Origin of the sequence: Bradyrhizobium sp. LMG 9283 (assembly GCF_045571415.1) — a bacterium.
Classification (GTDB): domain Bacteria; phylum Pseudomonadota; class Alphaproteobacteria; order Rhizobiales; family Xanthobacteraceae; genus Bradyrhizobium.
Genome location: NZ_CP120691.1, coordinates 87,036 through 111,757, shown reverse-complemented (window position 1 = coordinate 111,757; position 24,722 = coordinate 87,036). Strand labels below are relative to the sequence as shown.

General features: G+C 65.6%; 20 protein-coding genes and 1 tRNA gene. 14 read left to right on the top strand and 7 right to left on the bottom strand.

What is annotated here, in order from left to right:
• Positions 1-148: 148 nt before the first annotated feature.
• On the bottom strand, positions 149-574 hold the full coding sequence (locus tag P6U29_RS00475) for an organic hydroperoxide resistance protein (RefSeq protein WP_407115837.1): 426 nt from the start codon (positions 572-574) through the stop codon (positions 149-151).
• 152 nt (positions 575-726) lie between these two features.
• On the opposite strand from P6U29_RS00475, the gene P6U29_RS00470 reads away from it, so the two are divergent.
• The gene (locus tag P6U29_RS00470) at positions 727-1,188 is read left to right on the top strand and encodes a MarR family winged helix-turn-helix transcriptional regulator (protein WP_407115836.1); all 462 of its coding nucleotides are present in this window, start codon (positions 727-729) and stop codon (positions 1,186-1,188) included.
• 100 nt (positions 1,189-1,288) lie between these two features.
• Here the strand turns inward: P6U29_RS00470 and P6U29_RS00465 are convergent.
• Together P6U29_RS00465 and P6U29_RS00460 are read right to left on the bottom strand one after the other, a co-directional pair.
• Positions 1,289-1,364: transfer RNA gene (locus P6U29_RS00465), tRNA-Ala, on the bottom strand.
• Positions 1,365-1,459: 95 nt separating this feature from the next.
• Complete coding sequence (locus P6U29_RS00460; protein WP_407115835.1) at positions 1,460-1,864, bottom strand: TIGR02300 family protein; 405 nt, start codon at positions 1,862-1,864, stop codon at positions 1,460-1,462.
• Between the two features lie 157 nt (positions 1,865-2,021).
• On the opposite strand from P6U29_RS00460, the gene aroA reads away from it, so the two are divergent.
• From aroA to P6U29_RS00395, 13 genes are all read left to right on the top strand, one after another.
• Positions 2,022-3,359: a 3-phosphoshikimate 1-carboxyvinyltransferase gene (aroA, locus tag P6U29_RS00455; protein WP_407115834.1), complete on the top strand. Its 1,338-nt coding sequence runs from the start codon at positions 2,022-2,024 to the stop codon at positions 3,357-3,359.
• Positions 3,356-3,994 (top strand): (d)CMP kinase, encoded by a 639-nt coding sequence (gene cmk / locus P6U29_RS00450; protein ID WP_407115833.1) that lies wholly within the window; start codon positions 3,356-3,358, stop codon positions 3,992-3,994. Before aroA ends, cmk begins: the two co-directional genes overlap by 4 nt.
• A 270-nt stretch (positions 3,995-4,264) precedes the next feature.
• Positions 4,265-5,971 (top strand): 30S ribosomal protein S1, encoded by a 1,707-nt coding sequence (gene rpsA, locus P6U29_RS00445; RefSeq protein WP_407115832.1) that lies wholly within the window; start codon positions 4,265-4,267, stop codon positions 5,969-5,971.
• A 475-nt stretch (positions 5,972-6,446) separates the two neighbouring features.
• Positions 6,447-7,823 carry a group II intron reverse transcriptase/maturase gene (gene ltrA, locus P6U29_RS00440; RefSeq protein ID WP_407115831.1) on the top strand — a complete coding sequence of 459 codons (1,377 nt, stop codon included), beginning with the start codon at positions 6,447-6,449 and terminating at the stop codon, positions 7,821-7,823.
• Positions 7,824-8,220: 397 nt separating this feature from the next.
• Positions 8,221-9,201, top strand: coding sequence for a signal peptide peptidase SppA (sppA, locus tag P6U29_RS00435; protein WP_407115830.1), 981 nt, complete (start codon positions 8,221-8,223; stop codon positions 9,199-9,201).
• 172 nt (positions 9,202-9,373) lie between these two features.
• Positions 9,374-9,679: an integration host factor subunit beta gene (locus P6U29_RS00430; RefSeq protein ID WP_008539997.1), complete on the top strand. Its 306-nt coding sequence runs from the start codon at positions 9,374-9,376 to the stop codon at positions 9,677-9,679.
• 70 nt (positions 9,680-9,749) lie between these two features.
• A complete protein-coding gene (locus tag P6U29_RS00425) occupies positions 9,750-10,142 on the top strand; it encodes a lipopolysaccharide assembly protein LapA domain-containing protein (protein WP_407115829.1) in 393 nt (130 codons plus the stop codon).
• A 66-nt stretch (positions 10,143-10,208) separates the two neighbouring features.
• Positions 10,209-10,868 carry a phosphoribosylanthranilate isomerase gene (locus P6U29_RS00420; RefSeq protein ID WP_407115828.1) on the top strand — a complete coding sequence of 220 codons (660 nt, stop codon included), beginning with the start codon at positions 10,209-10,211 and terminating at the stop codon, positions 10,866-10,868.
• Positions 10,865-12,079, top strand: a complete 1,215-nt coding sequence (trpB, locus tag P6U29_RS00415; RefSeq protein WP_129142367.1) for a tryptophan synthase subunit beta — start codon at positions 10,865-10,867, stop codon at positions 12,077-12,079. Before P6U29_RS00420 ends, trpB begins: the two co-directional genes overlap by 4 nt.
• A complete protein-coding gene (gene trpA, locus P6U29_RS00410) occupies positions 12,076-12,912 on the top strand; it encodes a tryptophan synthase subunit alpha (protein ID WP_407115827.1) in 837 nt (278 codons plus the stop codon). Before trpB ends, trpA begins: the two co-directional genes overlap by 4 nt.
• 110 nt (positions 12,913-13,022) lie before the next feature.
• Positions 13,023-13,964, top strand: coding sequence for an acetyl-CoA carboxylase, carboxyltransferase subunit beta (accD, locus tag P6U29_RS00405; protein WP_407115826.1), 942 nt, complete (start codon positions 13,023-13,025; stop codon positions 13,962-13,964).
• Entirely contained in the window at positions 13,961-15,304 is a 1,344-nt protein-coding gene (locus P6U29_RS00400; RefSeq protein WP_407115825.1) for a bifunctional folylpolyglutamate synthase/dihydrofolate synthase, read from the top strand. The genes accD and P6U29_RS00400 overlap by 4 nt, the downstream gene beginning before the upstream one ends.
• A 103-nt stretch (positions 15,305-15,407) precedes the next feature.
• Complete coding sequence (locus tag P6U29_RS00395) at positions 15,408-16,148, top strand: metallophosphoesterase family protein (protein ID WP_407115824.1); 741 nt, start codon at positions 15,408-15,410, stop codon at positions 16,146-16,148.
• Between the two features lie 137 nt (positions 16,149-16,285).
• On the opposite strand, the gene P6U29_RS00390 is transcribed toward P6U29_RS00395, so the two are convergent.
• The 4 genes from P6U29_RS00390 to addB form a co-directional block, all read right to left on the bottom strand.
• Entirely contained in the window at positions 16,286-17,344 is a 1,059-nt protein-coding gene (locus P6U29_RS00390) for an ATP-dependent DNA ligase (protein WP_407115823.1), read from the bottom strand.
• Between the two features lie 92 nt (positions 17,345-17,436).
• Positions 17,437-17,757 (bottom strand): thioredoxin, encoded by a 321-nt coding sequence (gene trxA / locus P6U29_RS00385; RefSeq protein WP_074121876.1) that lies wholly within the window; start codon positions 17,755-17,757, stop codon positions 17,437-17,439.
• Between the two features lie 70 nt (positions 17,758-17,827).
• Positions 17,828-21,337: a double-strand break repair helicase AddA gene (gene addA, locus P6U29_RS00380; RefSeq protein WP_407115822.1), complete on the bottom strand. Its 3,510-nt coding sequence runs from the start codon at positions 21,335-21,337 to the stop codon at positions 17,828-17,830.
• On the bottom strand, positions 21,331-24,477 hold the full coding sequence (gene addB, locus P6U29_RS00375) for a double-strand break repair protein AddB (RefSeq protein ID WP_407115821.1): 3,147 nt from the start codon (positions 24,475-24,477) through the stop codon (positions 21,331-21,333). Before addB ends, addA begins: the two co-directional genes overlap by 7 nt.
• Positions 24,478-24,722 lie beyond the last annotated feature (245 nt).

Below are 24,722 nucleotides of genomic sequence, written 5' to 3'. Positions count from 1 at the left end.
ATCACAGGCCTAGCGAGGTTTTTTTGCGCCAGCAATGGCGCCGCACGTAGGGCCGCATGCGCCGCCGCCGCGCAATCCCGCGATGTGGGAAATCAACGGAAGCGGCCGGCCCGAGGGGGATCCCGGGCCAGCCCATCCGCCCTTTCGATCAGACGACCGTCAGGCGAACGTCGACATTGCCGCGCGTGGCATTGGAGTACGGGCACACCTGGTGCGCCTTCGCGACCAGCGCCTCGGCCTCCGCGCGGGCAAGGCCCGGCAGTGAGACGGCGAGATCGATGTCGAGGCCGAAGCCGCCTTCGGAACGCGGGCCGATGCCGACGGTCGAGGTGACTGAGGCCTCGGCCGGAACCTTGGGGCCGCCCTGCGAGGCCACGAACTTCATCGCGCCGATGAAGCAGGCGGCATAGCCGGCCGCGAAGAGTTGCTCGGGATTGTTGCCGGCGCCGCCGCCACCGCCGAGCTCCTTCGGCGTGGTGAGCTTGACGTCGAGTGCGCCGTCGAGGGTCGCGGCATGGCCGTCGCGGCCGCCGGTGGCCTTGGCGCTGGTCTTGTAGAGGACGTTCACAGACATTGTGGTCTCCTGGGTCAGGGGGTGGGGCGCGATCTTTATTGCAGGCAATTAGATAGTGCGCAATCGAAATTGCGGGGTCTCACATTTAATTGTTCGCAATTGAATGTCGGGTCGCGCGGTCCCACAATGGGGCAAACCTTGTGAGATTCCCCATGGCCCGGAAACCATCGGCAGCGGATGCGCCGCTGCGGCTCGACAACCAGATCTGCTTCGCGGTCTATTCCGCCGCGCACGCCTTCAACCGCGTCTACAAGCCGCTGCTCGACCGGCTCGGCCTGACCTATCCGCAATATCTGGTGATGCTGGTGCTGTGGGAGCGCGACGACGTGCCGGTCAAGGAGATCGGCGAGAAGCTGTTCCTGGATTCGGGCACGCTGACGCCGCTGCTCAAGCGGCTCGAGGCCGCCCATCTCGTCAAGCGCACCCGCTCGAGCGAGGACGAGCGTCAGGTGCTGATCGCACTGACGCCGCAGGGCCATGCGCTGAAGGACAAGGCACGCAGCGTGCCGCAATCGATCCTGGCGGCGACGGACTGCTCGGTGTCGGAGCTGATCGCCATGAAAGACGAGATCGTCGCACTGCGCGATCGGCTGAATGCGGTGATTGGGGAGTAGGGAAGTTCGTCCAAGCCCGGCTTTGCCCTTCGGGCTACGCCGCGGCAGCCTTCGCTACGAAAGGGCTTGCCGAGCCGAAGCTGGCGAAGCCAGCGAAGGCTGGTGGAGCCAGGCGGGATCGAACCGCCGACCTCTTGCATGCCATGCAAGCGCTCTCCCAGCTGAGCTATGGCCCCTTAGTCCTTAACCGGGTGAACCTGGTTGATCACCCGGACCGGCGAGTCCTTGGCGACTCGCGCGGTGCACCCTTTTTCACAGATCAGGGCTGATCTCAAGTCTCTTCATCACCTCCCACATCACCAATGATGTCGGTCACGTCCTCATCGCCCTCTTCCTCGTCGGCAATGAAGGTCGAATCATCGTCATCGTCGTCGTCGAGGGTCTCGTCGACCTCGATATCGTCCTCGGATTCGGGCACGACGGCCTTGACCTTGCCGGTGTTCTCTTCGGCATCGGCCTCCTCGAGCGACACCAACTCTTCGGCCTCCGCCGGCTCCGGCGCGGTGTCCTCGGCCATGTTGCGGGCCTCGGCGGCCCGGCCGCGCGCGGGCGCGATGGGAGCGATCGGCACCACCTCGCCGGTATAGGGCGAGATCACCGGATTCTTGTTGAGGTCATAGAATTTCTTGCCCGTGGTCGGGCAAATACGTTTGGTTCCGAGTTCGGACTTGGCCACGGCAGGAATCCTGGGAATGTCTGAAAAGCGGTGCTTCACTTGGCTAGTTGGCGGCCCGCTGTCAATAGCGCATTACGAGAGAAAGACATGCCCGTGACGGGGCGCGGACCATGTGGTACGTGCGCCCAGCCCACAGGGCCTATCCAAGGACACAATCTTGACCCATTCCGACCAACCGAGGCCGCTCCAGTCTCGCGCCAGCGGTGCCCTGACCGGGAAAGTACGGGTGCCCGGGGACAAGTCGATCTCCCACCGCGCTCTGATCCTGGGCGCCCTTGCGGTCGGCGAGACCAGGATTTCGGGCCTGCTGGAGGGCGAGGACGTCCTCAACACCGCCAAATCCATGCAGGCGCTCGGCGCCAGGGTCGAGCGGATCGGTGATTTCGCCTGGAAGGTGCAGGGGGTGGGGGTCGGAGGCTTTGCCCAGCCCAGGGCGCCGCTGGATTTCGGCAACTCCGGCACTGGCTGCCGTCTCGTCATGGGAGCCGTTGCCGGCTGCCCGATCTCGGCGGTGTTCGACGGCGACGCCTCGCTGCGCAGCCGCCCCATGCGCCGGATCCTCGATCCGCTCGAAAGGATGGGCGCGAAGGTCATCTCCGGCAGCGAGGGCGGGCGTCTGCCGCTGACCCTCCAGGGCGCGCGCGATCCGCTTCCGATCACCTACAAGACCCCGGTCGCGTCGGCCCAGATCAAATCGGCCGTGTTGCTCGCCGGTCTTGCCGCGCCGGGCACCACGACGGTGATCGAGACCGAGGCCAGCCGCGACCACACCGAGCTGATGCTGAAGCATTTTGGCGCCGACATTACTTCGGTGCAGGAAGGTCAGCACGGCCGCCGCATCACACTGGTGGGCCAGCCCGAGTTGCATGGCGCCAATGTTGTGGTGCCCGCTGATCCATCCTCGGCGGCCTTCCCGGTCGTCGCGGCGCTGATCGCCGAGGGTTCCGACGTCATCCTATCGGATGTCATGACCAATCCGCTGCGCACCGGTCTGTTTACGACGCTGCGCGAAATGGGCGCTTCGATCGAGGAGAGCGAAGTGCGGGGCGATGCCGGCGAGCCGATGGCCCAGCTTCGCGTGCGCGCGTCAAAGCTGCGCGGCGTCGAGGTGCCGCCGGAGCGCGCGCCGTCGATGATCGACGAATATCTGGTGCTGGCGGTGGCGGCGTCCTTCGCCGAAGGCACCACCATCATGCGTGGCCTGCAGGAGCTGCGCGTCAAGGAATCCGACCGGCTTGAAGCCACCGCCGCCATGCTCCGCGTCAATGGCGTCAAGGTCGAGGTATCCGGCGACGATCTCATCGTCGAGGGCCGCGGCCATGTCCCCGGCGGCGGCACTGTCGCCACCCACATGGACCATCGCATCGCGATGTCCGCGCTGGTGATGGGCTGTGCCTCCGACCAGTCCGTGACCGTCGACGACACCGCCTTTATCGCCACCAGTTTCCCGGACTTCATTCCGATGATGCGTTCGCTAGGGGCCGAGTTTTCATGATCATCGCCATCGACGGGCCCGCCGCCTCGGGCAAGGGGACGCTCGGCAAGCGCCTCGCCCACCATTACGGCTATCGTCATCTCGATACCGGGGTCATCTATCGCGCTGTGGCTTACGAGCTGATGCAGTCCGGTCACGATCTTCGCGATGAAACGGCGGCGGTGGCGGCAGCGCTGGAGCTCGATCCCGAAAAGTTCGGCAATCCCGTCCTGAAGACCCAGAAGGTCGGCGAGGGCGCCTCCATCGTCTCGGCGATCTCGCGGGTCCGCGAGGTCCTGGTCAATTTCCAGCGGCAATTTGCCGCCGATCCGCCGGGCGCCGTGCTCGACGGCCGGGATATTGGAACCGTGATCTGCCCCCATGCCGATGTCAAAATCTTCGTCGTCGCGGACCCCAAGGTCCGTGCGCATCGCCGGACCATCGAGGCCAGGGCGAGGGGAGAAGAGGCTGACGAGGCGGCCGTGCTCGCCGACATCATCCAGCGCGACGAACGCGACAAGAACCGGCCGGTTGCGCCTTTAAAACCGGCCCCGGATGCTTACTTGCTAGATAACTCCCAACTCGATATAGAAGGCGGCGTCCGGGCCGCCATCGACATTATCGAGGCCGTCCGAGCGGGCCGGTCGCGGGGTTAAGCCGCAGCCGTCATTGGAGGAAGCGCCCGCTCCCGCCTCTTTGATGTCGACATCTTCGGTCCCCTCGTTTCGGGGCCGGTGCGATCCAGGCTCCGGACATCAGATTTCCACGTATCGAACGCGCGGGCCTCTGCCGGCCCGCTTCCGCTGTTCTGCTGCAAAGCCGGAGCAGCGAGCGGTCGCTCGAAGGTTTTGCGGACCTTCCGACACTGCGTGTGCGATGCGCCCATGAACCCAACGGCCGGCAAGACATCCGCAACTGGAGAACAAATGGCTTCGACATCTGCTGATACCTATAGCCCCTCGCGCGACGATTTCGCCGCGATGCTCGACGAGTCCTTCGCAGGCGGCAACCTGCAGGAAAGCTCCGTCGTCAAGGGCAAGGTGGTTGCAATTGAAAAGGACATGGCCGTCATCGACGTCGGCCTGAAGACCGAGGGCCGCGTTGCCCTTCGCGAATTTTCCGGCCCCGGTCGTGAGAGCGACCTCAAGGTCGGCGACGAGGTGGAAGTGTTCCTCGATCGCATCGAGAACGCCCTCGGCGAAGCCGTGCTGTCGCGCGACAAGGCGCGCCGCGAAGAGAGCTGGGGCAAGCTGGAGAAGGCGTTCCAGAACAACGAGAAGGTCAACGGCGTCATCTTCAACCAGGTCAAGGGCGGCTTCACCGTCGACCTCGACGGTGCCGTGGCGTTCCTGCCGCGCTCGCAGGTCGACATCCGTCCGATCCGCGACGTTGCGCCGCTGATGAACAACTCGCAGCCGTTCCAGATCCTCAAGATGGACCGCCGCCGCGGCAACATCGTCGTGTCCCGCCGCACGGTGCTGGAAGAGACCCGCGCCGAGCAGCGCCAGGAGCTGGTGCAGAACCTCGAAGAGGGTCAGGTCATCGACGGCGTGGTCAAGAACATCACCGATTACGGTGCGTTCGTTGACCTCGGCGGTATCGACGGCCTGCTGCACGTCACCGACATCGCGTGGCGCCGCGTCAATCACCCGACCGAGGTGCTCTCGATCGGCCAGACCGTGAAGGTCAAGATCATCAAGATCAACCACGAGACGCACCGCATCTCGCTGGGCATGAAGCAGCTGCTGGACGATCCGTGGCAGGGCATCGAAGCCAAGTACCCGCTGGGTGCCCGCTTCACCGGCCGCGTCACCAACATCACCGACTACGGTGCGTTCGTCGAGCTTGAGCCGGGCATCGAAGGCCTGATCCACGTCTCCGAGATGTCGTGGACCAAGAAGAATATGCACCCCGGCAAGATCGTGTCGACTTCGCAGGAAGTCGACGTGCAGGTGCTGGAAGTCGATTCCGTCAAGCGCCGCATCTCGCTCGGCCTCAAGCAGACCATGCGCAACCCCTGGGAGGTCTTCGTCGAAGGTCACCCGACCGGTTCGGTGGTCGAGGGCGAGGTCAAGAACAAGACCGAGTTCGGCCTGTTCCTGGGCCTTGAGGGCGACGTCGACGGCATGGTCCACCTCTCCGACCTCGACTGGAAGCTTCCGGGCGAACAGGTGATCGACAACTACAAGAAGGGCGACATGGTGAAGGCCGTGGTGCTCGATGTGGACGTCGAGAAGGAGCGCATCTCGCTCGGCATCAAGCAGCTCGAAGGCGACCCCTTCGCCGAGCCGGGCGATGTCAAGAAGGGCGCGGTCGTGACCTGCGAAGTGCTCGAAGTGAAGGAGAGCGGTATCGAGGTGAAGATCGCCGGTACCGACTTCACCACCTTCATCAAGCGCTCGGAGCTCGCCCGTGACCGCAACGACCAGCGCGCCGAACGCTTTGCCGTCGGCGAGAAGGTCGATGCCCGCGTGATCCAGTTCGACAAGAAGGCCCGCAAGGTCCAGGTGTCGATCAAGGCGCTCGAAGTCGCCGAAGAAAAGGAAGCCATCGCGCAGTACGGCTCCTCAGATTCGGGTGCGACGCTCGGCGACATCCTGGGCACCGCGCTCAAGAACCGCGACAACAAGTAAGCGAAACGTTCGTTTCGCTGCATCGAAGCCCCGGCGCGAGCCGGGGCTTTTTTGTGTGTGCCGAGTATGAACGACAGCTTGGAGGTGGAAGTCCTCTATCCAGCCTGATGACGGCGAAGGATTAGCGAAGCGCAAGGGCGTCATCGCGAGATGGGGTCTGAAGACAGCGCGGGGCAAAGCCGCGACCCGATGGACAAGAACCGGATAATGAGGCCTACCCGGCCGGACGAGCAAGCACATGATTGCGAAGTCCATGGTCATCAAAGGTCGGGGTGGTAAATCCGGCGGGCGTGCGGTGAAGGCGGTCGGTCTTACCTCGGGAGGTCTGCGCTGTGTCCCGGTAACGGGACTGAGGCGGCCGTAAGGCGGCCTGACCGCAGCGCAGAAGTCAGCCGAGGGCATAGTAGGCGGCGGCGCGCCGCCGAAGGCCCGAACGGTGGAAGTGGTTAGTAGAGCAGTCCATCTCGCGCGAGCCATGCGACAGAAAAGTCAGGTCGAACTGAACTCGGGCACCGGCGCGGAGGGTGAAGCCCAAAGCGCCGCCGCCCGAGAGATCGAAGCAAGCGCGGCGAAGACCAGTCTTGAACGCCCGGCGGTCGCAGGGCCGACGATGGAAGCAGTGGTCGAGCGTGAGAATCTGAAGAATGCGTTGGCGCAAGTGACGCGCAACAAGGGGACGGCGGGCGTCGACGGGATGACTGTCGGCGAGTTGCCGGCCCACCTGAAGGAGCACTGGCTCGCGATCCGCGCCCAGTTGCTTGACGGGACCTACAAGCCACAACCGGTGCGGCGGGTGGAGATACCGAAGGCGTCGGGTGGCCTGCGGCCGCTCGGCATCCCGACGGTGCTCGACCGCTTCATCCAGCAAGCGGTGCTGCAGGTGCTGCAGGCGGATTGGGACGGGACGTTCTCCGAGGCGAGCTTCGGCTTCCGGCCGAGCCGCTCGGCACATCAGGCGGTGGAACGGGCGCAGGCGTATATCGCGTCCGGGCACGCCGTTGTCGTGGACATCGATCTGGAGAAGTTCTTCGACCGGGTCAACCACGACATCCTGATGGGGCTGGTCGCGAAGCGGGTCACTGACAAGCGCCTCCTGAAGCTCATCCGCGCGTTCCTGAATGCGGGTGTGATGGAAGGAGGGCTGGTCAGTTCGACGGACGAGGGCACGCCGCAGGGCGGCCCGCTCTCGCCGCTATTGTCGAATCTGATGCTGGATGTACTGGACAAGGAACTGGAGAAGCGCGGCCATCGCTTCGGACGCTACGCCGACGACTGCAACATCTATGTGCGCAGTCAGAAGGCGGGCGAGCGGGTGTTGGCGGGCATCGAGAAGTTCCTGGAAAAGCGCCTCAAGCTCAAGATCAACAAGGCCAAGAGCGCGGTTGCCAAACCGAGCGTTCGCAAGTTCCTGGGCTTCAGCTTCACCGGCGGGACAGAGCCGCGGCGGCGCATCGCGCCCCAGGCACTCACCCGCTTCAAAGCGAAAGTCCGGGAGCTGACGCGGCGCACGTGCGGCCGAAGCCTCGCGCAGATCGTCAAAGAGCTGTCGGTCTATCTCAAGGGATGGCGCGGCTACTTTGGCTTCTGCCAAACGCCGTCGGTGTTGCAGGCACTTGATGAGTGGACTAGGCGGCGGTTGCGCGCCATCGCCTGGAAGCAATGGAAGCGTGGGAGCACCCGCTTCGCCGAGTTGCGACGTCGCGGCGTCGGCCGGAATCTGGCGGCACAAACCGTCGGCAACCCACATGGCCCCTGGCGGCTCGCGAACAGCCCCGCGCTCACCATCGCCATGCCAATCGCGTTCTTCAGGGCACTCGGCTTGGCTTCCGTCGCGGCACAGCAACCAGCATAATCTACCGAACCGCCGGATACGGACCCGTATGTCCGGTGGTGTGGGAGGGGAGAAGCCGCGAGGCTTCCCCCTATCCCGCTTGCGGCCTCATTCGGCTGTCGTCCCTGACAAGCGCAGCTCTAAACAACGCGCAGCGTCGTCTAGGGCTGCGCGCAGATCAGGGGACCCATAACCACAGGCAGTGGTTTGGCGAAAACTCGGAGTTACCAGTCTCTGCGACAACTTTTCCTTGTGGTTATGGGGCCCCGCGTTCGCGGGGACGACACCGAATGTGTGGCGCCTCTTGCCCGGCCCAGCCTTGTTTTCTTCAAATTACGCCGCAATTGATGTATCCAGATAGGCCGATGGTCACGCTGTGACGGCACAACGCGCCAGCCTTTCATTTGGAGATATTCCGATGTCGCTCGATTCAGACATCATCGTCGATCGCCGCAGGATCCGCCGCAAGCTGACGTTCTGGCGCGTGATGGCCGCATTGATAGCGATCGCGGCGATTGCGAGCGTTGCGCTGATTGCGACACCCGGAGCGCGCGGCACCTTCGCATCCGCCGGTTCGATCGCGCGCGTTCATATCGAGGGATTGATCCGCAGCGATTCCGATCGCACGCAGGCGCTGGAGCGGCTTGAGAATTCGCAGGCGGCTGCCGTCGTCGTTCATATCAACTCACCGGGCGGCACCACCGCCGGCTCCGAGCAGCTCTATGACTCGCTCGTGCGGCTGAAGGCGAAGAAGCCGCTTGTCGTCGTGGTCGAGGGCCTCGCCGCCTCCGGGGGCTACATCACGGCGATCGCGAGCGATCATATCGTCGCCCAGCAGAGCTCGCTGATCGGCTCGATCGGCGTGCTGTTCCAGTATCCGAACGTCACCGAGCTGTTGAAGACCATCGGCGTCAAGGTCGAGGAGGTGAAGTCGTCGCCGCTCAAGGCCGCGCCGAATGGTTTCGAGCCGACAAGTCCCGAAGCACGCGCGGCGCTCGATGCGCTGGTGAAGGACTCCTACGCCTGGTTCAAGGGCCTCGTGAAGGAGCGGCGTGGCATGGATGACACGCAGCTCGAAAAAGTCGCCGATGGCCGCGTCTTCACCGGCCGCCAGGCGATCGATCTCAAGCTGATCGACCAGATCGGCGACGAGAAGACGGCCGTGACCTGGCTGGTCGAGCACAAGGGCGTCAAGAAGGGGCTTCCCGTGCGCGATTACAAGCTCCAGCCGCGCTTTGGCGATCTGTCGTTCCTCAAGTCAGCTGCCGCCGTGACGCTGGAAGCGCTCGGTTTGGGCTCGATTGCGCATCAGATCGGGCAAACCGGCGTCGCGCAGGCGGTCGATCGCCTCGGAATGGATGGAATGCTGGCGTTGTGGCAGCCGGCGGCGTCAAACTGACCGGAGACAGGCGAGTTCCGAAAGCTTTTCCCGTCTGGCGCGTGCCGGCGCAGCCTGCTTTTTCGGCATTTGTCACGCTTTTTCACGACGCTCAGCCTTGATTTAGCGTCTTGACAGATCACGGTATTTTCACGGAAATGGTCATCCGCACGCTTCCGGGTCCTATCTCTCGATGATCAAATCCGAACTTGTTCAGCGTATCGCCGAGCACAACCCGCATCTGTACCAGCGGGATGTCGAGAACATTGTGAATGCGATTCTCGAAGAGATCGTAGCGGCGCTTGCACGCGGCGATCGCGTCGAGCTGCGCGGCTTCGGTGCCTTCTCGGTCAAGCATCGCCCTGCGCGCGCAGGGCGCAATCCACGCACCGGCGCCCATGTGCCCGTCGATCAGAAGAGCGTTCCGTTCTTCAAGACCGGCAAGGAAATGCGCGAGCGGTTGAACCGCGACCATCCGGATCCCGGCGCGGCAGACTAAGGCCGGCGCTAGGGTTTGCCGCGGTCGCGAGCAATGCGGCCGGAAGCTTGATTCAGGCGAGCGAAGCGAGATGCGAAAGTTCCTGACCGCGCTGATCGTGATTCCGCTGGGCCTGATCCTGGTGACCTTCGCGGTGGCCAACCGGCATTTCGTCACCGTCTCCTTCGATCCCTTCATCTCCGAAGACCCCTCATTCTCGGCCACGATGCCGCTGTTCCTCCTCCTGATCCTGGTGGCTGCCCTGGGTGTCGTGGCGGGTGGCTGCGCGGTCTGGTTCGGCCAGCGGCGCTGGCGGCGGGCCGCGCGCCGGCACGAGGCCGACGCCAGGGCTGCGAGGGGCGAATTGACCGATCTGCGGGCCCATGTGGCCGCAGCAAGGCCCGAGACGCAGCGCCTCCCCGTTGCCTCGGGGGTAGGCCTTTACGGGCCCATCGGGCGAGACAAGCAGCGCGCGACGTTGTAGAAGCGGCCCCGACCGAAAACCCCGTTTTCCGGCCGCACCTTTGTGGCCGCTACCCGCTTTGAGACCATGTCCCTGCTCGTCAAGATCTGCGGCCTGTCCACGCGCGAGACGCTTCAAGCAGCGCTCGATGCCGGCGCCGACATGGTGGGGTTCGTGTTCTTTCCGCCGTCGCCGCGGCATCTCTCGCTGGAGCTCGGCCGGGACCTTGGCCGCCAGGTGAAGCAGCGCGCGCTGAAAGTGGCGCTCACGGTCGACGCCGACGACGCCACGCTCGACAACATCATGGATGCGCTGTCGCCGGACATTTTCCAGCTCCACGGCAAGGAGAGCGTCGCCCGGCTGCGCGACATCAAGCAGAAGTTCGGCCGTCCCGTGATGAAGGCGGTGCCGGTCGCGACAGCGGCCGATCTCGCCGTTCTGCCCGGCTACGCCGCGGTCGCCGACCGCATCCTGTTCGATGCACGTGCGCCGAAGGACGCGACGCGGCCCGGTGGCCTGGGCGCGCCGTTCGACTGGCACCTGCTGGAAAATCTCGATCTGAAGCGGCCCTACATGGTCTCGGGCGGGCTGCACGCCGATAACCTGGCCGAAGCCCTCCGTGTCACCCGCGCCGGCGGCGTCGATGTGTCCTCGGGTGTCGAGAGCGCCCCCGGCGTCAAGGATCCCGAGATGATCCAGGCCTTCATTCGCGCCGCGCGCGCCAGCCAAGAGTTGAGTGTTCGATGAACATCGCCAAACCCAATTCCTACCGCAGCGGCCCCGACGAGCGCGGCCATTTCGGCATTTTCGGCGGCCGCTTCGTCGCCGAAACCCTGATGCCGCTGATCCTCGATCTGGAGAAGGCCTACACCGCCGCCAAGGCCGACCCGGCGTTCCAGGCCGAGATGAACGGCTATCTCAAGAACTATGTCGGCCGGCCTTCGCCGCTGTATTTCGCCGAACGTCTCACCGAGCATCTCGGCGGCGCGAAGATTTACCTGAAGCGCGAAGAGCTCAACCACACCGGCTCGCATAAGGTGAACAACGTGCTCGGCCAGATCATGCTGGCACGGCGCATGGGCAAGAAGCGCATCATCGCTGAGACCGGCGCGGGCCAGCACGGCGTTGCCACCGCGACGCTGTGCGCGCGCTTTGGCCTGGAATGCGTGGTCTATATGGGTGCCGTCGACGTCGAGCGGCAGCAGCCCAACGTGATCCGCATGGAGATGCTGGGCGCAAAAGTGTTTCCGGTGCAGTCGGGCACGCGCACGCTGAAGGACGCCATGAACGAGGCGCTGCGCGACTGGGTCACCAACGTGCACAACACGTTCTACTGCATCGGCACGGTGGCGGGTCCGCATCCCTATCCGACCTTGGTGCGCGACTTCCAGTCGGTCATCGGCAACGAGACCAAGGCGCAGATGCAGGAGATCGAAGGCCGCCTGCCGGATTCGCTGGTCGCCTGCATCGGCGGCGGCTCGAACGCGATGGGCCTGTTCCACCCGTTCCTCGATGATCCCTCCGTCGAGATCTTCGGCGTCGAAGCCGCCGGCCATGGCCTCACGCAGCTGCATGCGGCCTCGATCGCGGGCGGCCGTCCCGGCGTGCTGCACGGCAACCGCACCTATCTGCTGATGGATGCGGACGGTCAGATCCAGGACGCGCATTCGATCTCGGCCGGCCTCGATTATCCCGGCATCGGCCCCGAGCATTCCTGGCTGCACGAGGTCGGGCGCGTAAACTATCTCTCCGCGACCGACGATGAGGCGCTCGCCGCGTTCCAGCTGCTGTCAAAGCTCGAAGGCATCATCCCCGCGCTCGAGCCGGCGCACGCCATCGCCAAGGTGATGGAGCTCGCGCCGAAACGGCCGAAAGACCACTTGATGGTCGTCAATCTCTCCGGCCGCGGCGACAAGGACGTCCCGCAGGTCGGCGACATCCTGAGGGGCAAGAAGTGACCACGCGTATCGACACCCGTTTTGCCGAGCTTGCGAAGCAGGGCCGCTCGGCCTTCGTCACCTTCCTGATGGCCGGCGACCCCGATCCGGCGACGTCGCTCGAGATCATCAAGGCGTTGCCGAGGTCCGGCGCCGACGTGATCGAGATCGGCATGCCTTTCACCGATCCGATGGCCGACGGGCCCTCGATCCAGGCCGCAGGGCTTCGCGCGCTCAAGGCCGGCATGACGCTGAAGAAGACGCTGGAGCTGGTGCGCGGCTTCCGCAAGAATGACGACGCGACGCCGATCGTGCTGATGGGCTATTACAATCCGATCTACATCTACGGCGTCGACAAGTTTCTCGCGGACGCGAAGAGCGTCGGCGTCGACGGCCTCATCATTGTCGACCTGCCGCCGGAGGAAGACGACGAGCTCTGCCTGCCCGCGATGAAGGCCGGCCTCAACTTCATCCGCCTAGCGACGCCGACGACCGACGACAAGCGTCTGCCGGCCGTGCTCGCCAATACCTCGGGCTTCGTCTATTACGTCTCGATCACCGGCATCACCGGTGCAGCCGCCGCGGACTCCACGGCCGTGAGCGAGGCGGTCACCCGCATCAAGCGGCATACAAAACTGCCGGTCTGCGTCGGCTTCGGCATCCGCACGCCCGAGACGGCGCGCGCCATTGCCTCGCATGCCAATGGTGCGGTCGTCGGCACGGCGCTGGTGGATGCGCTCAAGAACAGCCTCGATGCCGAGGGGCGGGCGACCGCCCAAACCGTCAACGCCGTCGCCGAATTGACGGCGGCCCTGGCCCAGGGCGTCAAGGGCGCACAGCAGGCGGCGGAATAGGCCATAATTCCGCTTCCGGGGCGGGCGACACGGCGGCTTGCCGGGGCAAGGTCCGGCGGCCATATATCCTTTCAGGCGATCCCCAGCGGGATCGCACATCGGAGCAAACCATGAACTGGCTTACCAATGTGGTCCGGCCGAAGATCCGTAACATGCTGCGGCGGGAGACGCCGGAGAATCTTTGGATCAAGTGCCCGGATTCGGGACAGCTCGTGTTCTACAAGGACGTCGAGGCCAACCAGTTCGTCATCCCCGGCTCGAACTACCACATGCGCATGGGCGCGGTGGCCCGGTTGAAGTCGATCTTCGACAACGAGACCTGGTTTGATGTCGCCTTGCCCGAGGTCACGCCCGACCCGCTCAAGTTCCGCGATGAAAAGAAATACGTCGACCGCGTCAAGGATGCCCGTGCGCGGACTAATCTGAATGACGCGGTCAAGGTCGGCTACGGCAAGCTCGAAGGCGCCGCCGTCGTGGTTGCCGTGCAGGATTTCGACTTCATGGGTGGCTCGCTCGGCATGGCCGCAGGCGAAGCCATCGTGCGCGGAATGGAGCTCGCGGTCGAGAAGAAGTCGCCGTTCATCGTGTTCGCGGCATCAGGCGGTGCCCGCATGCAGGAAGGCATCCTGTCGCTGATGCAGATGCCGCGCACCACCGTGGCGGTGCAGATGCTGCGCGAGGCAAAGCTGCCTTACATCGTCGTGCTGACCAACCCGACCACCGGTGGCGTCACCGCCTCCTATGCGATGCTCGGCGACGTGCAGATCGCCGAGCCCGGCGCGTTGATCGGCTTTGCCGGCGCGCGCGTGATCGAGCAGACCATCCGCGAGAAGCTGCCCGAGGGTTTCCAGCGCGCCGAGTACCTCAAGGAACACGGCATGGTCGACATGGTCGTGCACCGCCACGAGCTGCGCCCGACGCTCGCCCGGCTCTGCCGCCTGCTGACCAAGGCGCCGGCGCAGGAAGGCGCTTCGAAGCCGGCGCAGCCGGTGACGAGTCCGGCGCAGATCGTATCGGCCGCCGAGACGGCGCCGGCCGCGCCGCACGCGTGAACGCCTCCCCTGACACTGCAAAGACACCGCTCGGTGAATTGATCGGGCGGCTGTCGGCCCTGCATCAGAAGCGCATCGATCTCGGGCTGGAGCGGATGCACCGCCTGCTCGAACGGCTCGGTCATCCTGAACGCAAGCTGCCGCCGGTGATCCACATCGCCGGCACCAACGGCAAGGGCTCGACGCTCGCTTATCTGCGCGCGACGCTGGAAGCTGCGGGCTTGCGGGTTCACGCCTATACTTCGCCCTATCTCGTCCGCATCAACGAATGCTTCCGGCTCGGCCGCGTGGGTGGCGGCGTGCTCGTCGGTGACGACGAGCTGCGTGCCGCGCTTGAAGAGGTCGAGCGCGTCAATGCTGGCGAGGCCGCGACATTGTTCGAGCTGAAGACCGCCGCCGGTTTCCTGCTGTTCGCGCAGAACCCGGCCGATGTCGTACTGCTCGAAGTCGGCCTCGGCGGCCGGCTCGATTCGACCAACGTGATCGATGCGCCGGCGGCCTGCGTGATCACGCCGGTCAGCATGGATCACATGGATTTTCTTGGGTCGACCCTCGCCTCGATCGCCGGCGAGAAGGCCGCAATCATCAAGCGCGGCGTGCCCGTGATTTGCGCCGAGCAAATGCCGGAGGCGATGGCCGTGATCGAGGCGCAGGCGAGGCGCATCCGTGCGCCGCTGTTTGCCGCGAACGAGAGCTGGCACGTCAATGTCGAGCGCGGCCGCCTGGTCTATTCCGACGATCGCGGCTTGATGGATCTGCCGGCGCCGCGTCTGTTTGGCCGCCACCAATTCGCCAACGCCGGGCTCGCGATCGCGGCGCTGCGCGCGATTCCAACCATGAAGGTCAATCACGCCGCGTTCGAGGCTGGCATCGTCGGCGCGGAATGGCCGGCACGAATGCAGCGCATCACCTCGGGCGAGCTGCTGTCCTGGGGTCCGCAGGGCTCGGACATCTGGCTCGACGGCGGGCACAATGCCGAGGGCGGGCGCGTCGCGGCGGCTGCGCTCGGCGATCTCGAAGAGCGGGTGTCGCGGCCGCTGGTCGTCATCGCCGGCATGATGGCCAACAAGGACGCGCAGGGTTTTCTCGCCAATTTCGCCGGCCTCACCCGTCACATCATCGCAGTGCCGATCCCCGATACCGAGAACGCGATGCCGGTCGATCGCCTGGCCGACGCCGCGCGCAGCCTCGGCATGCGCGTCGAGCCCGCGCCCGGCATCGAGGCCGCGCTGCGCGCCTTGGCGAAGCTCGCCTACGAGGTGCCGCCGCGCATCCTGATCACCGGCTCGCTGTATCTGGCCGGCCACGTGCTGGCGATCAACGGCACGCCTCCTGCATGAGAGTTGCGTAGCCCGGATGGAGCGAAGCGCAATCCGGGAAGCGCGCCATGAGCGAGGAAGATCGCGGATTACGCTTCGCTCCATCCGGCTACAGGAAGTGCCAATGCGTTTTGCCGCCATCGCCGACGTCCACGGAAACTACCTCGCGCTGGAAGCTGTCCTCGCCGACATCCGCGCGCTGGGGATCACCGACATCGTCAATCTCGGCGACATGCTGAGCGGTCCGCTCGATGCGCGCCGAACGATCGAGATTTTGATGACGCTCGATGCCGTGCACGTGCGCGGCAATCACGACCGCTATCTGCTCGACCGTCCACCCGAGAAGATGGGCTCGTGGGATCGCCCGGCTCATGCGCAGCTCAATGCCGCACAACTCGACTGGCTGCGCGCGCAACCGATGACGCGCGTGTTCCGTGACAAGGTCTTTCTTTGTCACGCCACGCCCGGCAGCGACGAGGTGTACTGGCTCGATACCGTGCATCCCGACGGCGCGGTGGCGCTGTCGCCGCTGGACCGGATCGAGCAATTCGCGGGAGGCATCACGCAATCGCTGATCCTCTGCGCCCACACCCATCTCGCCCGTGCCGTGCGCTTGCGCGACGGCCGGCTGATCGTCAATCCCGGCAGCGTCGGCAGCCCTGGTTTTCGCGACAAGCATCCATTTCCGCATGTCGTCGAAGCCGGCACGCCGCATGCGCGCTATGCGATTCTCGAGTTAGTGAGCGGTGCTTGGCAGGTCACGTTCCGCCACATCGCGTATGATCACGAAGCCATGGCCGCGCTGGCGCGGCGCAACGGTCAGCCGGAGCTGGCGAACGCGCTGGCGACGGGATGGATCAAGTAAAACTCTCGTGTCCCGGACGCGGCGCGGCGCAAAGCGCTGCTCCGCAGAGCCGGGACCCAGAATGCCGCGACATGGACCCCGGCTCCGCAGCGCATCGCCGAAGAAGCGCTGCGCTGCGTCCGGGGCACGAGCGCGGATTACCCCAACAGCTTCATCGGATCGGCCGCCTTCTGCTTCAACTGCTCGAATGTGCATTGCCGCGGCGCCTTGTCCGGGCGCCAGCGCAGGATCGAGGTGCCGTGGCGAAAACGCTCGCCGCTGAAATGGTCGTAGCAGACCTCGATCACTAGCTTCGGCTTTAGCGGGCACCATTTGGCCGAGCGCTCGGTCGACCAGCGGCTCGGTCCGCCCGGCGCATTGCCGGTGAAGCCCGGCTCGCCAATCAATGCTTCGAGCCGATCGGTCAACGCCGGCTTCTCCTCTGCCTTGATCGCCGAGGTGAAGCCGACATGGTGCAGCAAGCCCTTATCGTCGTAGAGACCGAGCAGCAGCGAGCCGACGACTTTCCGGCCGGCGATCTTGTTGGTGGCGTAACGGAAACCGCCAACCACGCAATCGGCGCTGCGGAATTTCTTGATCTTCTGCATGCCGTCGCGATTTCCGGCCTGATAGGGCAGGTCGATGCGCTTGGCGATGACGCCGTCTGAACCGCCGCCGGATTGCGCCAGCCATTTTTTGGCCGTGGCGTAACTCGACGTGGCCGGTGAGAGACGGAAGATGCTGCCCTTGAGGTTGGCTTTCGCGAACGCATCCAGCGCCGGCCGGCGCTCGTGCAGCGTCTTCTCGGCCAGGTCTTTCTGCCGGGACGCCGCGAGCAAATCGAAAACAAGATAGAGCGCAGGTGTTTCTTCCGAGAGCTTCTTCACGCGGCTCGCAGCCGGATGAATGCGCTGCAGGAGCGCGTCGAAGGAAAAGCTCTTACCGTGCGGCACGACAATCTCGCCGTCGAGCGTGAAGCGATCCGCCTTCAGCCTCAAGGCGGCGGCCACGATCTCCGGGAAATAGCGCGCGAGGTCCTCACCGGACTTCGAGCGCAGGTCGACGCTGCTGCCGTCGCGCGAGAGCAGGCAGCGGAAGCCATCCCATTTCGGCTCGTATTGCCATTCCTTTCCGCGCGGGATCTCGTCAACCGAACGTGCCTCCATCGCGACGAGAGGGCTCGATTTTCGGGCGCGCTTTGTGGGAGGGGCTGGCAAGGGCGGGACTCGTCACACGCGGAACATGTCCCATCAACGCAAACGGCCGGCATTTCGCCGGCCGTGTCGAAAATAAATGGATGCAGCGCGGATCAGACCGCGGAGGTGATCCACTGCTGCAGCTTCGCCTTCGGCGCGGCGCCGACCTGGCGGGAGGCCATCTCGCCGCCCTTGAAGATCATCAGGGTCGGGATCGACATCACACCGTACTTCGACGCGGTCTTCGGGCTCTCGTCGACATTGAGCTTCACGATCTTGACCTTGTCGCCCATCGCACCGGCGATCTCGTCGAGGGCGGGCGCGATCATGCGGCAGGGGCCGCACCATTCGGCCCAGAAATCGACGACCACGGGGCCGTTCGCCTTGAGCACTTCGGTTTCGAAATCGGCGTCGGAAACCTTGCTAACGGCCATTGGGAATACCTCACTCGGTTGAAAGAGAATCGGCGCGACCTGGAATCGCGGCCGGGATCATGCGGTCAACCTATGAACGGCTCCTTGCCGGGTCAAGGACGCTCACACTGAGATGAAGGGATGCCAGCGCCGCATCCAGCGCGGGGGCCGAAATCTCCATATATTCAAGGGCCTCGGTCCAGAGCAGCACGGCGCGGATGGGCTTTTGGGGATAAAGCCGCGCCAGCACCGCCCGGTACAGCGCAAGCTGCCGGACATAGGCCGCCGGGGCCTCTGCGGCGCTCTTGGGAGCCGCCTGGTTGGTCTTGAAGTCGACGATCAGGACCTCATCGGGGCCAACGACCAGCCGGTCGATTTGCCCCGACACCAGGGCCGGGGTGCGGCCCGGCCGCTCCAGCCGGCCAGCGATGGCGATCTCCGCCCGGCTGCCGGCGGCAAACACAGGGGCGAAACGCGGGTCAGTGATCAAGGCGAGCACCTTGTCGGCCAGTGCGGTGCGGTCGGCCTCCGGCCAGTCCGAGGCGTTGCGCGCCATGAAACCGAGCGCGGCCTCGCGCCGGCGCTCAATGGCGATGTCGGGCAGGGATTGCAGCAGACGGTGCACCAGCGTGCCGCGCTGCAGCGCCAGCGCGCGCGACTGAATTGATTCGCCTGATCGTACGCTGCGGCCCTCCTCGGCAGACTGGCCCGAGGGACGCACGGGATCATCATCAACGATCTCGCGCGGAGCCGGGGTCCGCAGCCAGTCCGGCAACGCGATGGTCTGGTGCACTGACGTCGCGGGCGTGCCCAGCGCCGCGATATCCTCCGGCCGGGCGAATCGCGTCACCTTGCCGAGCGGCGTCTCGATCACCTGCCTGTCGAGGCCTGAGCCGGCGAGCCCGGTGTCGATGAGGTCGTACCAGCTCAGCTTGCGCACGGTCTTCATGTTGCCGGGCATGCAGCCGCCGACGATCAGCCGGTCCGCCGCGCGCGTCATCGCGACATAGAGCAGGCGGCGGTATTCGTCCTCGGTCTCCTCGATCATGGCCTTGCGCGCTTCGGCCACCGGCTTCGGATCATCCGCCTTGCGGCCGGCCCAGACCACGACCTCACCGCCATTGCCGCGCGGCACCTGGATCAGCCGCAGGCGCTGCGAGTCCGCGGGCGAGGACGTGGTGTCGACCATGAACACGACCGAGGCCTCCAGGCCCTTGGCGCCGTGCACGGTCATCACGCGCACCTCGTCGCGCGAGATCTCCATGTCGCGCTTCACCTCGGTGTCGGCCGAGCGCAGCCAGGCCATGAAGCCCTGCAGCGAGGCCGGCGCCTTGCGCTCGTAGTTCAGCGCCAGCTCCAGGAATTCGTCGAGCGCGTCATTGGCCTCATGGCCGAGCCGGCGCAGGATGCGGGCACGGCCGCCGTCGCCCCCTAACAGCCAGGCGTAGAAGGCGAACGGTGTCTCCTCACGGGCGCGGATCTCGCAGATTTCCAGGCGTCGCAGCGCGGCAGCGAACTTATCGCTTGTGCCTGCATGCTCGCCGAGCGCGCGGCGCAGCGATCCCTTGCGGTCATGGGCAAGCTCGAACAAATCGTCGTCATCAAGCCCGAATAGCGGGCTCTTCAGCGCCACCGCGAGTGCGAGATCGTCCTGCGGCAGCAGCAGCGCATCTGCAAGGTTCATCAGGTCGATGATCGCGATGTGCTCGGTCAGCTTGAGCCGGTCGGCGCCGGCGACCGGAATGCCGGCGTGCTTCAGCGCCTGGATCACAGCGTCGAACGCGTTGCCGCGTCGGCGCACCAGGATCAGCATGTCGCCATAACGCAGGGGGCGACGTTCACCCTCGTGCCCCGTCAGCGTGCCGCTCTCAACCAGCCGCTTGATCTCGGCCTGGATGCGGCGAGCAAGCTTGACCTCGGGGCTGGTCACGGCGACGCCATCAAATGGCGCGCGCCAGCCTTCGATTTCCTGCCTGTCGTCGGCTTCAGCGAGATCCCACAATTCGATCACGCTCGGGCCGGCATCGGCGAGCGCATTGTGCAGGGGATGGCCGATCTCGACCGAATGAATGCTCTTGTAGATCGCGGGCTCTCGGAAGACGTGATCGACCGAATGCAAGATCGCGGCGCCTGAGCGGAACGAATACGTGAAGGCGACCGGATCGAACTTCAGCCCGGCCGCGGTGAACTTGCGGTGCAGCTCGCGCCGGCGCGCGTCGAACTCGTGCGGAGCGGCCCCCTGAAACGAGAAGATCGACTGCTTCTCGTCGCCGACGGCAAAGATGGTGCGGTTCAGCCCCTCGCGCGCGCCTTCGCCGGCGGTGAACTCGGAGATGATGTGGGCGACGATGTCCCATTGCCGCGGACTGGTGTCCTGCGCCTCGTCGATCAGCACGTGATCGACGCCGCGGTCGAGCTTGTAATGCACCCAGCCCGAAGAGACCCGGTCCAGCATCGCCAGCGTCTTATCGATGAGATCATCGTAGTCGAGCAGGCCGCGCTCCTGCTTCTCGCGACGATAGTTCGCGGCAGCGGCGGTCGCGATATGCAGCAGGGCCGCCGTGCGGTCGCGAACCGTCACGGCGCGACGCTTTTCGATCAACCCACCGAGCCGCTGCGCCTCGTTCTCAAACAGACGGGCAACGGACGGATTCTGGTCGCAGAACTTCTTGGTCAGAACCGCCTTGCGCGGCAGCTTGTCGTCGGTGAGGAAGACGCAGAGATACGCATCGACCTGCGCGCTGCCGGAAAACACCTTGGCCTCGCGCAGCCGGCCTGCCTGGTCGTTGTCGGACTTGCTGCCGTCTTCCAGCGCGAATGCGATGTCGTCCCAGCGCGATCGCGGCAGGAACGGGCCATCCAGAATTTCAGTCTCGACGTCCTCGATGCGGTCGCTGACGTCAACGCCCAGCACCGCAGCCATCTGCGCCGCAGCGGCTTCCGCGCTACCGGCCCCGTCGGTCCAGGCCATGAAGTGATCGCGGCTGAGACACGCCTCGCGCACGACCTCCTTGAAGGTGACATCGGCGGCGCTCGCCATCGCGGTCAGCAGCGCGCGCCCGGTGACGCTGTCGGGATCGCGCGCGGCGTCCAGCAGCACCTTCAGATTGGCGCGCTCCATCATGTCGGTCTGGTCGCGCTCGTCGATCACGGCGAAGCGCGCCGGCACGTTGGCCTCGAACGGAAATTGCTGGAGCAGGCGCGTGCACAGCGCGTGGATGGTCTGCACCTTCAGCCCGCCCGGCGTCTCCAGCGCGCAGGCGAACAGTTTTCGCGCGTCGCGGCGCAGTTTTGCGCCGGGGTGCGGGATGCCCACGGCGCGGATCGCCGCGTCGAGCGCATCATCATCCAGCGTCACCCAATGCCCGAGCGTGGTGAACACGCGCTCGGCCATGTTGGCCGCAGCGGCTTTGGTGAAGGTGATGCAGAGAATCTTTTCCGGCGGCACGCCTGACAGCAGCAGGCGGATCACGCGCTGCACCAGCACGTGGGTCTTGCCCGAGCCGGCATTCGCCGACACAAACGCCGACGCGGTCGGATCGGACGCGCGCGCCTGTCTGGCGCGCACCTCGTCGGGGATGGGACGTGGCATTTTCACCATTCCTCGATTCCCAAGCCGCCGGCCGCGGACCATTCCTTGATCCGGGCGAGGTCGTCATAGGTGCCGTAGCGGTTCGCCCACATCGGCAGGTTCAGTGAGGTGTAGGGCTGGTTCTCGTCCTCGAAGGCGCGGATCAGGGCCTCGAGCTTGGCCCGCGCCTCGGCGGCTGCGGTGTCCGGCGGCTGCGGCTCGTCGCTCTGCTTGTACTTGAGCTCGAGGATGCGCTCCTCGCCCGGCGGATTGTTGCCGCTGAGCCGGACATAGACGAGCTGGCTCACGGAGGAGCCGGCGTCGATATCAGGGAAACCGCCCTCGCGCAGGATCGCGGCTTCCAGCGTGAGCTGCGGCGACAGGCCCATGCGAACCTGCTTGCCGGTCGGCGGCTGCCCAGTCTTGTAGTCGAGAATGGCATAGCTGCCGCCCTGGCGCCGCTCGATACGGTCGGCGCGGGCGGAGAGGCGGAAGCTGCGCTGATGATCGAGCATGATCGAGATCTCGCCATGGGTCTCCGCGACGATCGCCTCGATTGCGTCGCGACGCGCCGTCTCCCATTCGCCGAACCAGCGTGCGATGCGCTGGAAGCGCGGCCACCACAGCGCCCGCGCCTCGGGGCGCTCCATGAGCGGCGCAAAATGCTTTTCCCCGATCGCACGCAGCACGCGCGCGGGATCGTCGGGCAGACGCGTCGCATAGCTTTCGGTGAATTCGCCGATCGCGTCGTGAATCGCCGAGCCGCGGTCTGCGGCCGACAGCGGCATGTCGACGGGATCGAGCGCATCGAGCCGCAGAATGTACCTAGCATAGATCGTGTAGGGATCGCGCAGCCAGTCCTCGATCGCGGTGACGGACATTTTCAACGGCCGCGTCGCGCGCGGCGGCCGCGGCTCCGGCTGCTTGATCGGCCTGACCTCGTCGGGCTGGTCCAGCGCGGCTGCGAACTCCACATATTTCTCGCCGGCGCGAATGGCCGTCTTCCAGAGCTCGTCGCCCGCCACCGCCTCCAACCGGTGCAGGAAGCGCGAGGCCACCGCCGGCGCGCCGCCGGCCTTGGCCGAATGGGCGAGTATCACCTCCTCGCCGCCGAGCAGCTGCGCGAAGTCATGGGCGGAGAGGCCGATGCGGCGCTCCGGCAGATCGAGCCCAAGCTCGTGCCGCATCGGCCGGCTGAGCCAGGGATCGATGCGCGGGGCCGGCGGCCAGACGCCCTCGATCAGGCCGCCGATGATGATGCGGTCGGCCTGCATCAGGCGCGATTCCAGTGGGCCGTAAATCTGCAAGCGCGCGCCCGGTCTGTCGCGACGCCGCACCGGGCGGTCGCCGAAGGCGGTCTGGAACACGTCTGGATAGTCAGGCAGTGGCACCATCAATCCGCTGGTCGTGCCGCCGCGCAGGAGATCGTCGAGGGCGCTGGCGAGCGCGAGGCCTTCGCGCTCCTCGAAGGCAAGTGGGATGCCCAGCTCGTCGCGCGACAGCTCGATCATGATCTCGCGATGTCGGTGCGCGAGCTCGGCGAAGTCATATGGCTTCGACGGCGGAAGGCTCTCGATCGGCGCCAGTGCCTTCTGCAAGGCATTGATCAGCGCCTGGATGCGATCGAGATCCTCGGCCTTGAGACGTGCACGGGGCTCGGATTTATGGAGCGCGGAGACCTCGCTGCGCCACAGCTTTGCCAGCTCGTCGCGAAAGCGGTTGAATTCGCGCAAGAGGCCCGCGGTGCCGGCAGGCGGACGTGTGCCGCGCAACACGGCAAGCTCGAGGCCTTCGATCGCCGCTTTCCACGCGCCAGGCGCACGGCCGAGCCGGCACAGCGGATGCTTCAGCGTGGCCAACAGCGTCGGCGGCTCCAGGCCCTTGGTCGCTGCCTCTGCCGCAAGGCGCGCAAAAACGCCGGCGGACGTTTCCATCAGGACGTCGCCGCCGGAATCGTCGAAGGCGAGATCCCATCGCGTCAGTGCCGCCATCACCCGCCGCGCCAAAGCGCGATCCGGTGTCACCAGCGCCGCCGATTTATCGAGATGCCGCGCCTCGCGCATCGCAATCGCGATCGCGAGCGCTTCCATTTCAGGATTGGGAGCCTCGACGACCGCGAGATTCCTCATGCCGCCCGCGATCTTTGCGGCGACTTCGGGTTGCTTCAGCCGGTCGTGCCAAACTTCCGTCTTGGCCGATGGCCGCATCGACTCCGACGCGAGCAGGTCGCGGCCGCCTTCCGCCGGCAGCTGAAGGATCTCGACATCGCTGCGCTTGATGCCGAAGCGCTGCAGCAGGGCGTGCATGGCATATTGCGGATGGTTCGAGGCCGGATGCTCGGCGAACTTGCCTAGCGAATCGCGCACGCCGCCGATGCTGCGCCAGGCGTCGTCGTCGAGATCGGTATCAAGGCCCGGCAGCACCACCGCTCCATGCGGCAGCGCGGCGACTGCATGGAGGAATTTCGCGGTAGCCGGCATCGAGCCGGTCGAGCCGGCCGCGATCACCGGGCCGCTCGGATGCGCGGTCAAGCGCCTCGCTTCCGCAGCGATCAGGAGATCGCGGCGTGCCGCGGGCTCGATGCGGTTGATCTCGGCGAGATGATTGGGCCAGGCGATGCGCGCGATGCGCAAAAATTCGAGCGAGTGCCGCCAGTAACGGTCGAGGTTATCAGGCACGAGGCCGTCGAGCGCGCTCCAGTCGACGCCGCGCGTCACCATGTCGTCGATCAGGCGGGCGAGGTCGCCGGCAAGAGCAAGCGTCGAAGCGGGCCCGCCGACCACCAGCGGCGCCAGCACCGGGCCCTTGGCCCAGGCCGCGACGAGCTGTGCCAGCGTCAGCCGCCGCTCCAGCTCGCCGAGCCGTGGCGGAATGTCGAGCGGAGCTTGGCCTGAGAACTGCTCGCCCTCGTCGGCGAATGCGAGCTCGTCCTCGTCGATGTCGCCGAGCGCGACGATGCGCGGCAGCACCACCGCATCTGCCTTCATCTCGTCGAGGAAGATCTCGCGCACGACGCGCATGGCGCGCCTGGTCGGCAGATAGAGCGTGGCATCGGCCAGCCGCGCCGGTTCCTTGCGCGCCTCGAATCCCTCGACCAGCCTACCATCGAGCAGGGCCGTGACGACCGTGCGCAGGAACGGAACTGAGATCGGAACGCTGAAAACGCGCATGAGCTGCCTGATTCGGAGGATCAGGCAATATAGGCAGCCGGGCCCGAATGGTCATGGGCTGGGCGGGAGTCGTCCCCGCTGTTCGCGGGACCTCAGCTCTCATGCCCCGGACGCAGCGCAGCACGTAGTGATGCGATGCTGAGCCGGGGCCCAGATGACTTCGTTCCGCAAGTGAGGATAGGCTGGGTCCCGGCTCTGCGGAGCGGCACTTTGCGCCGCACCGCGTCCGGGACAAGGGGATGTCG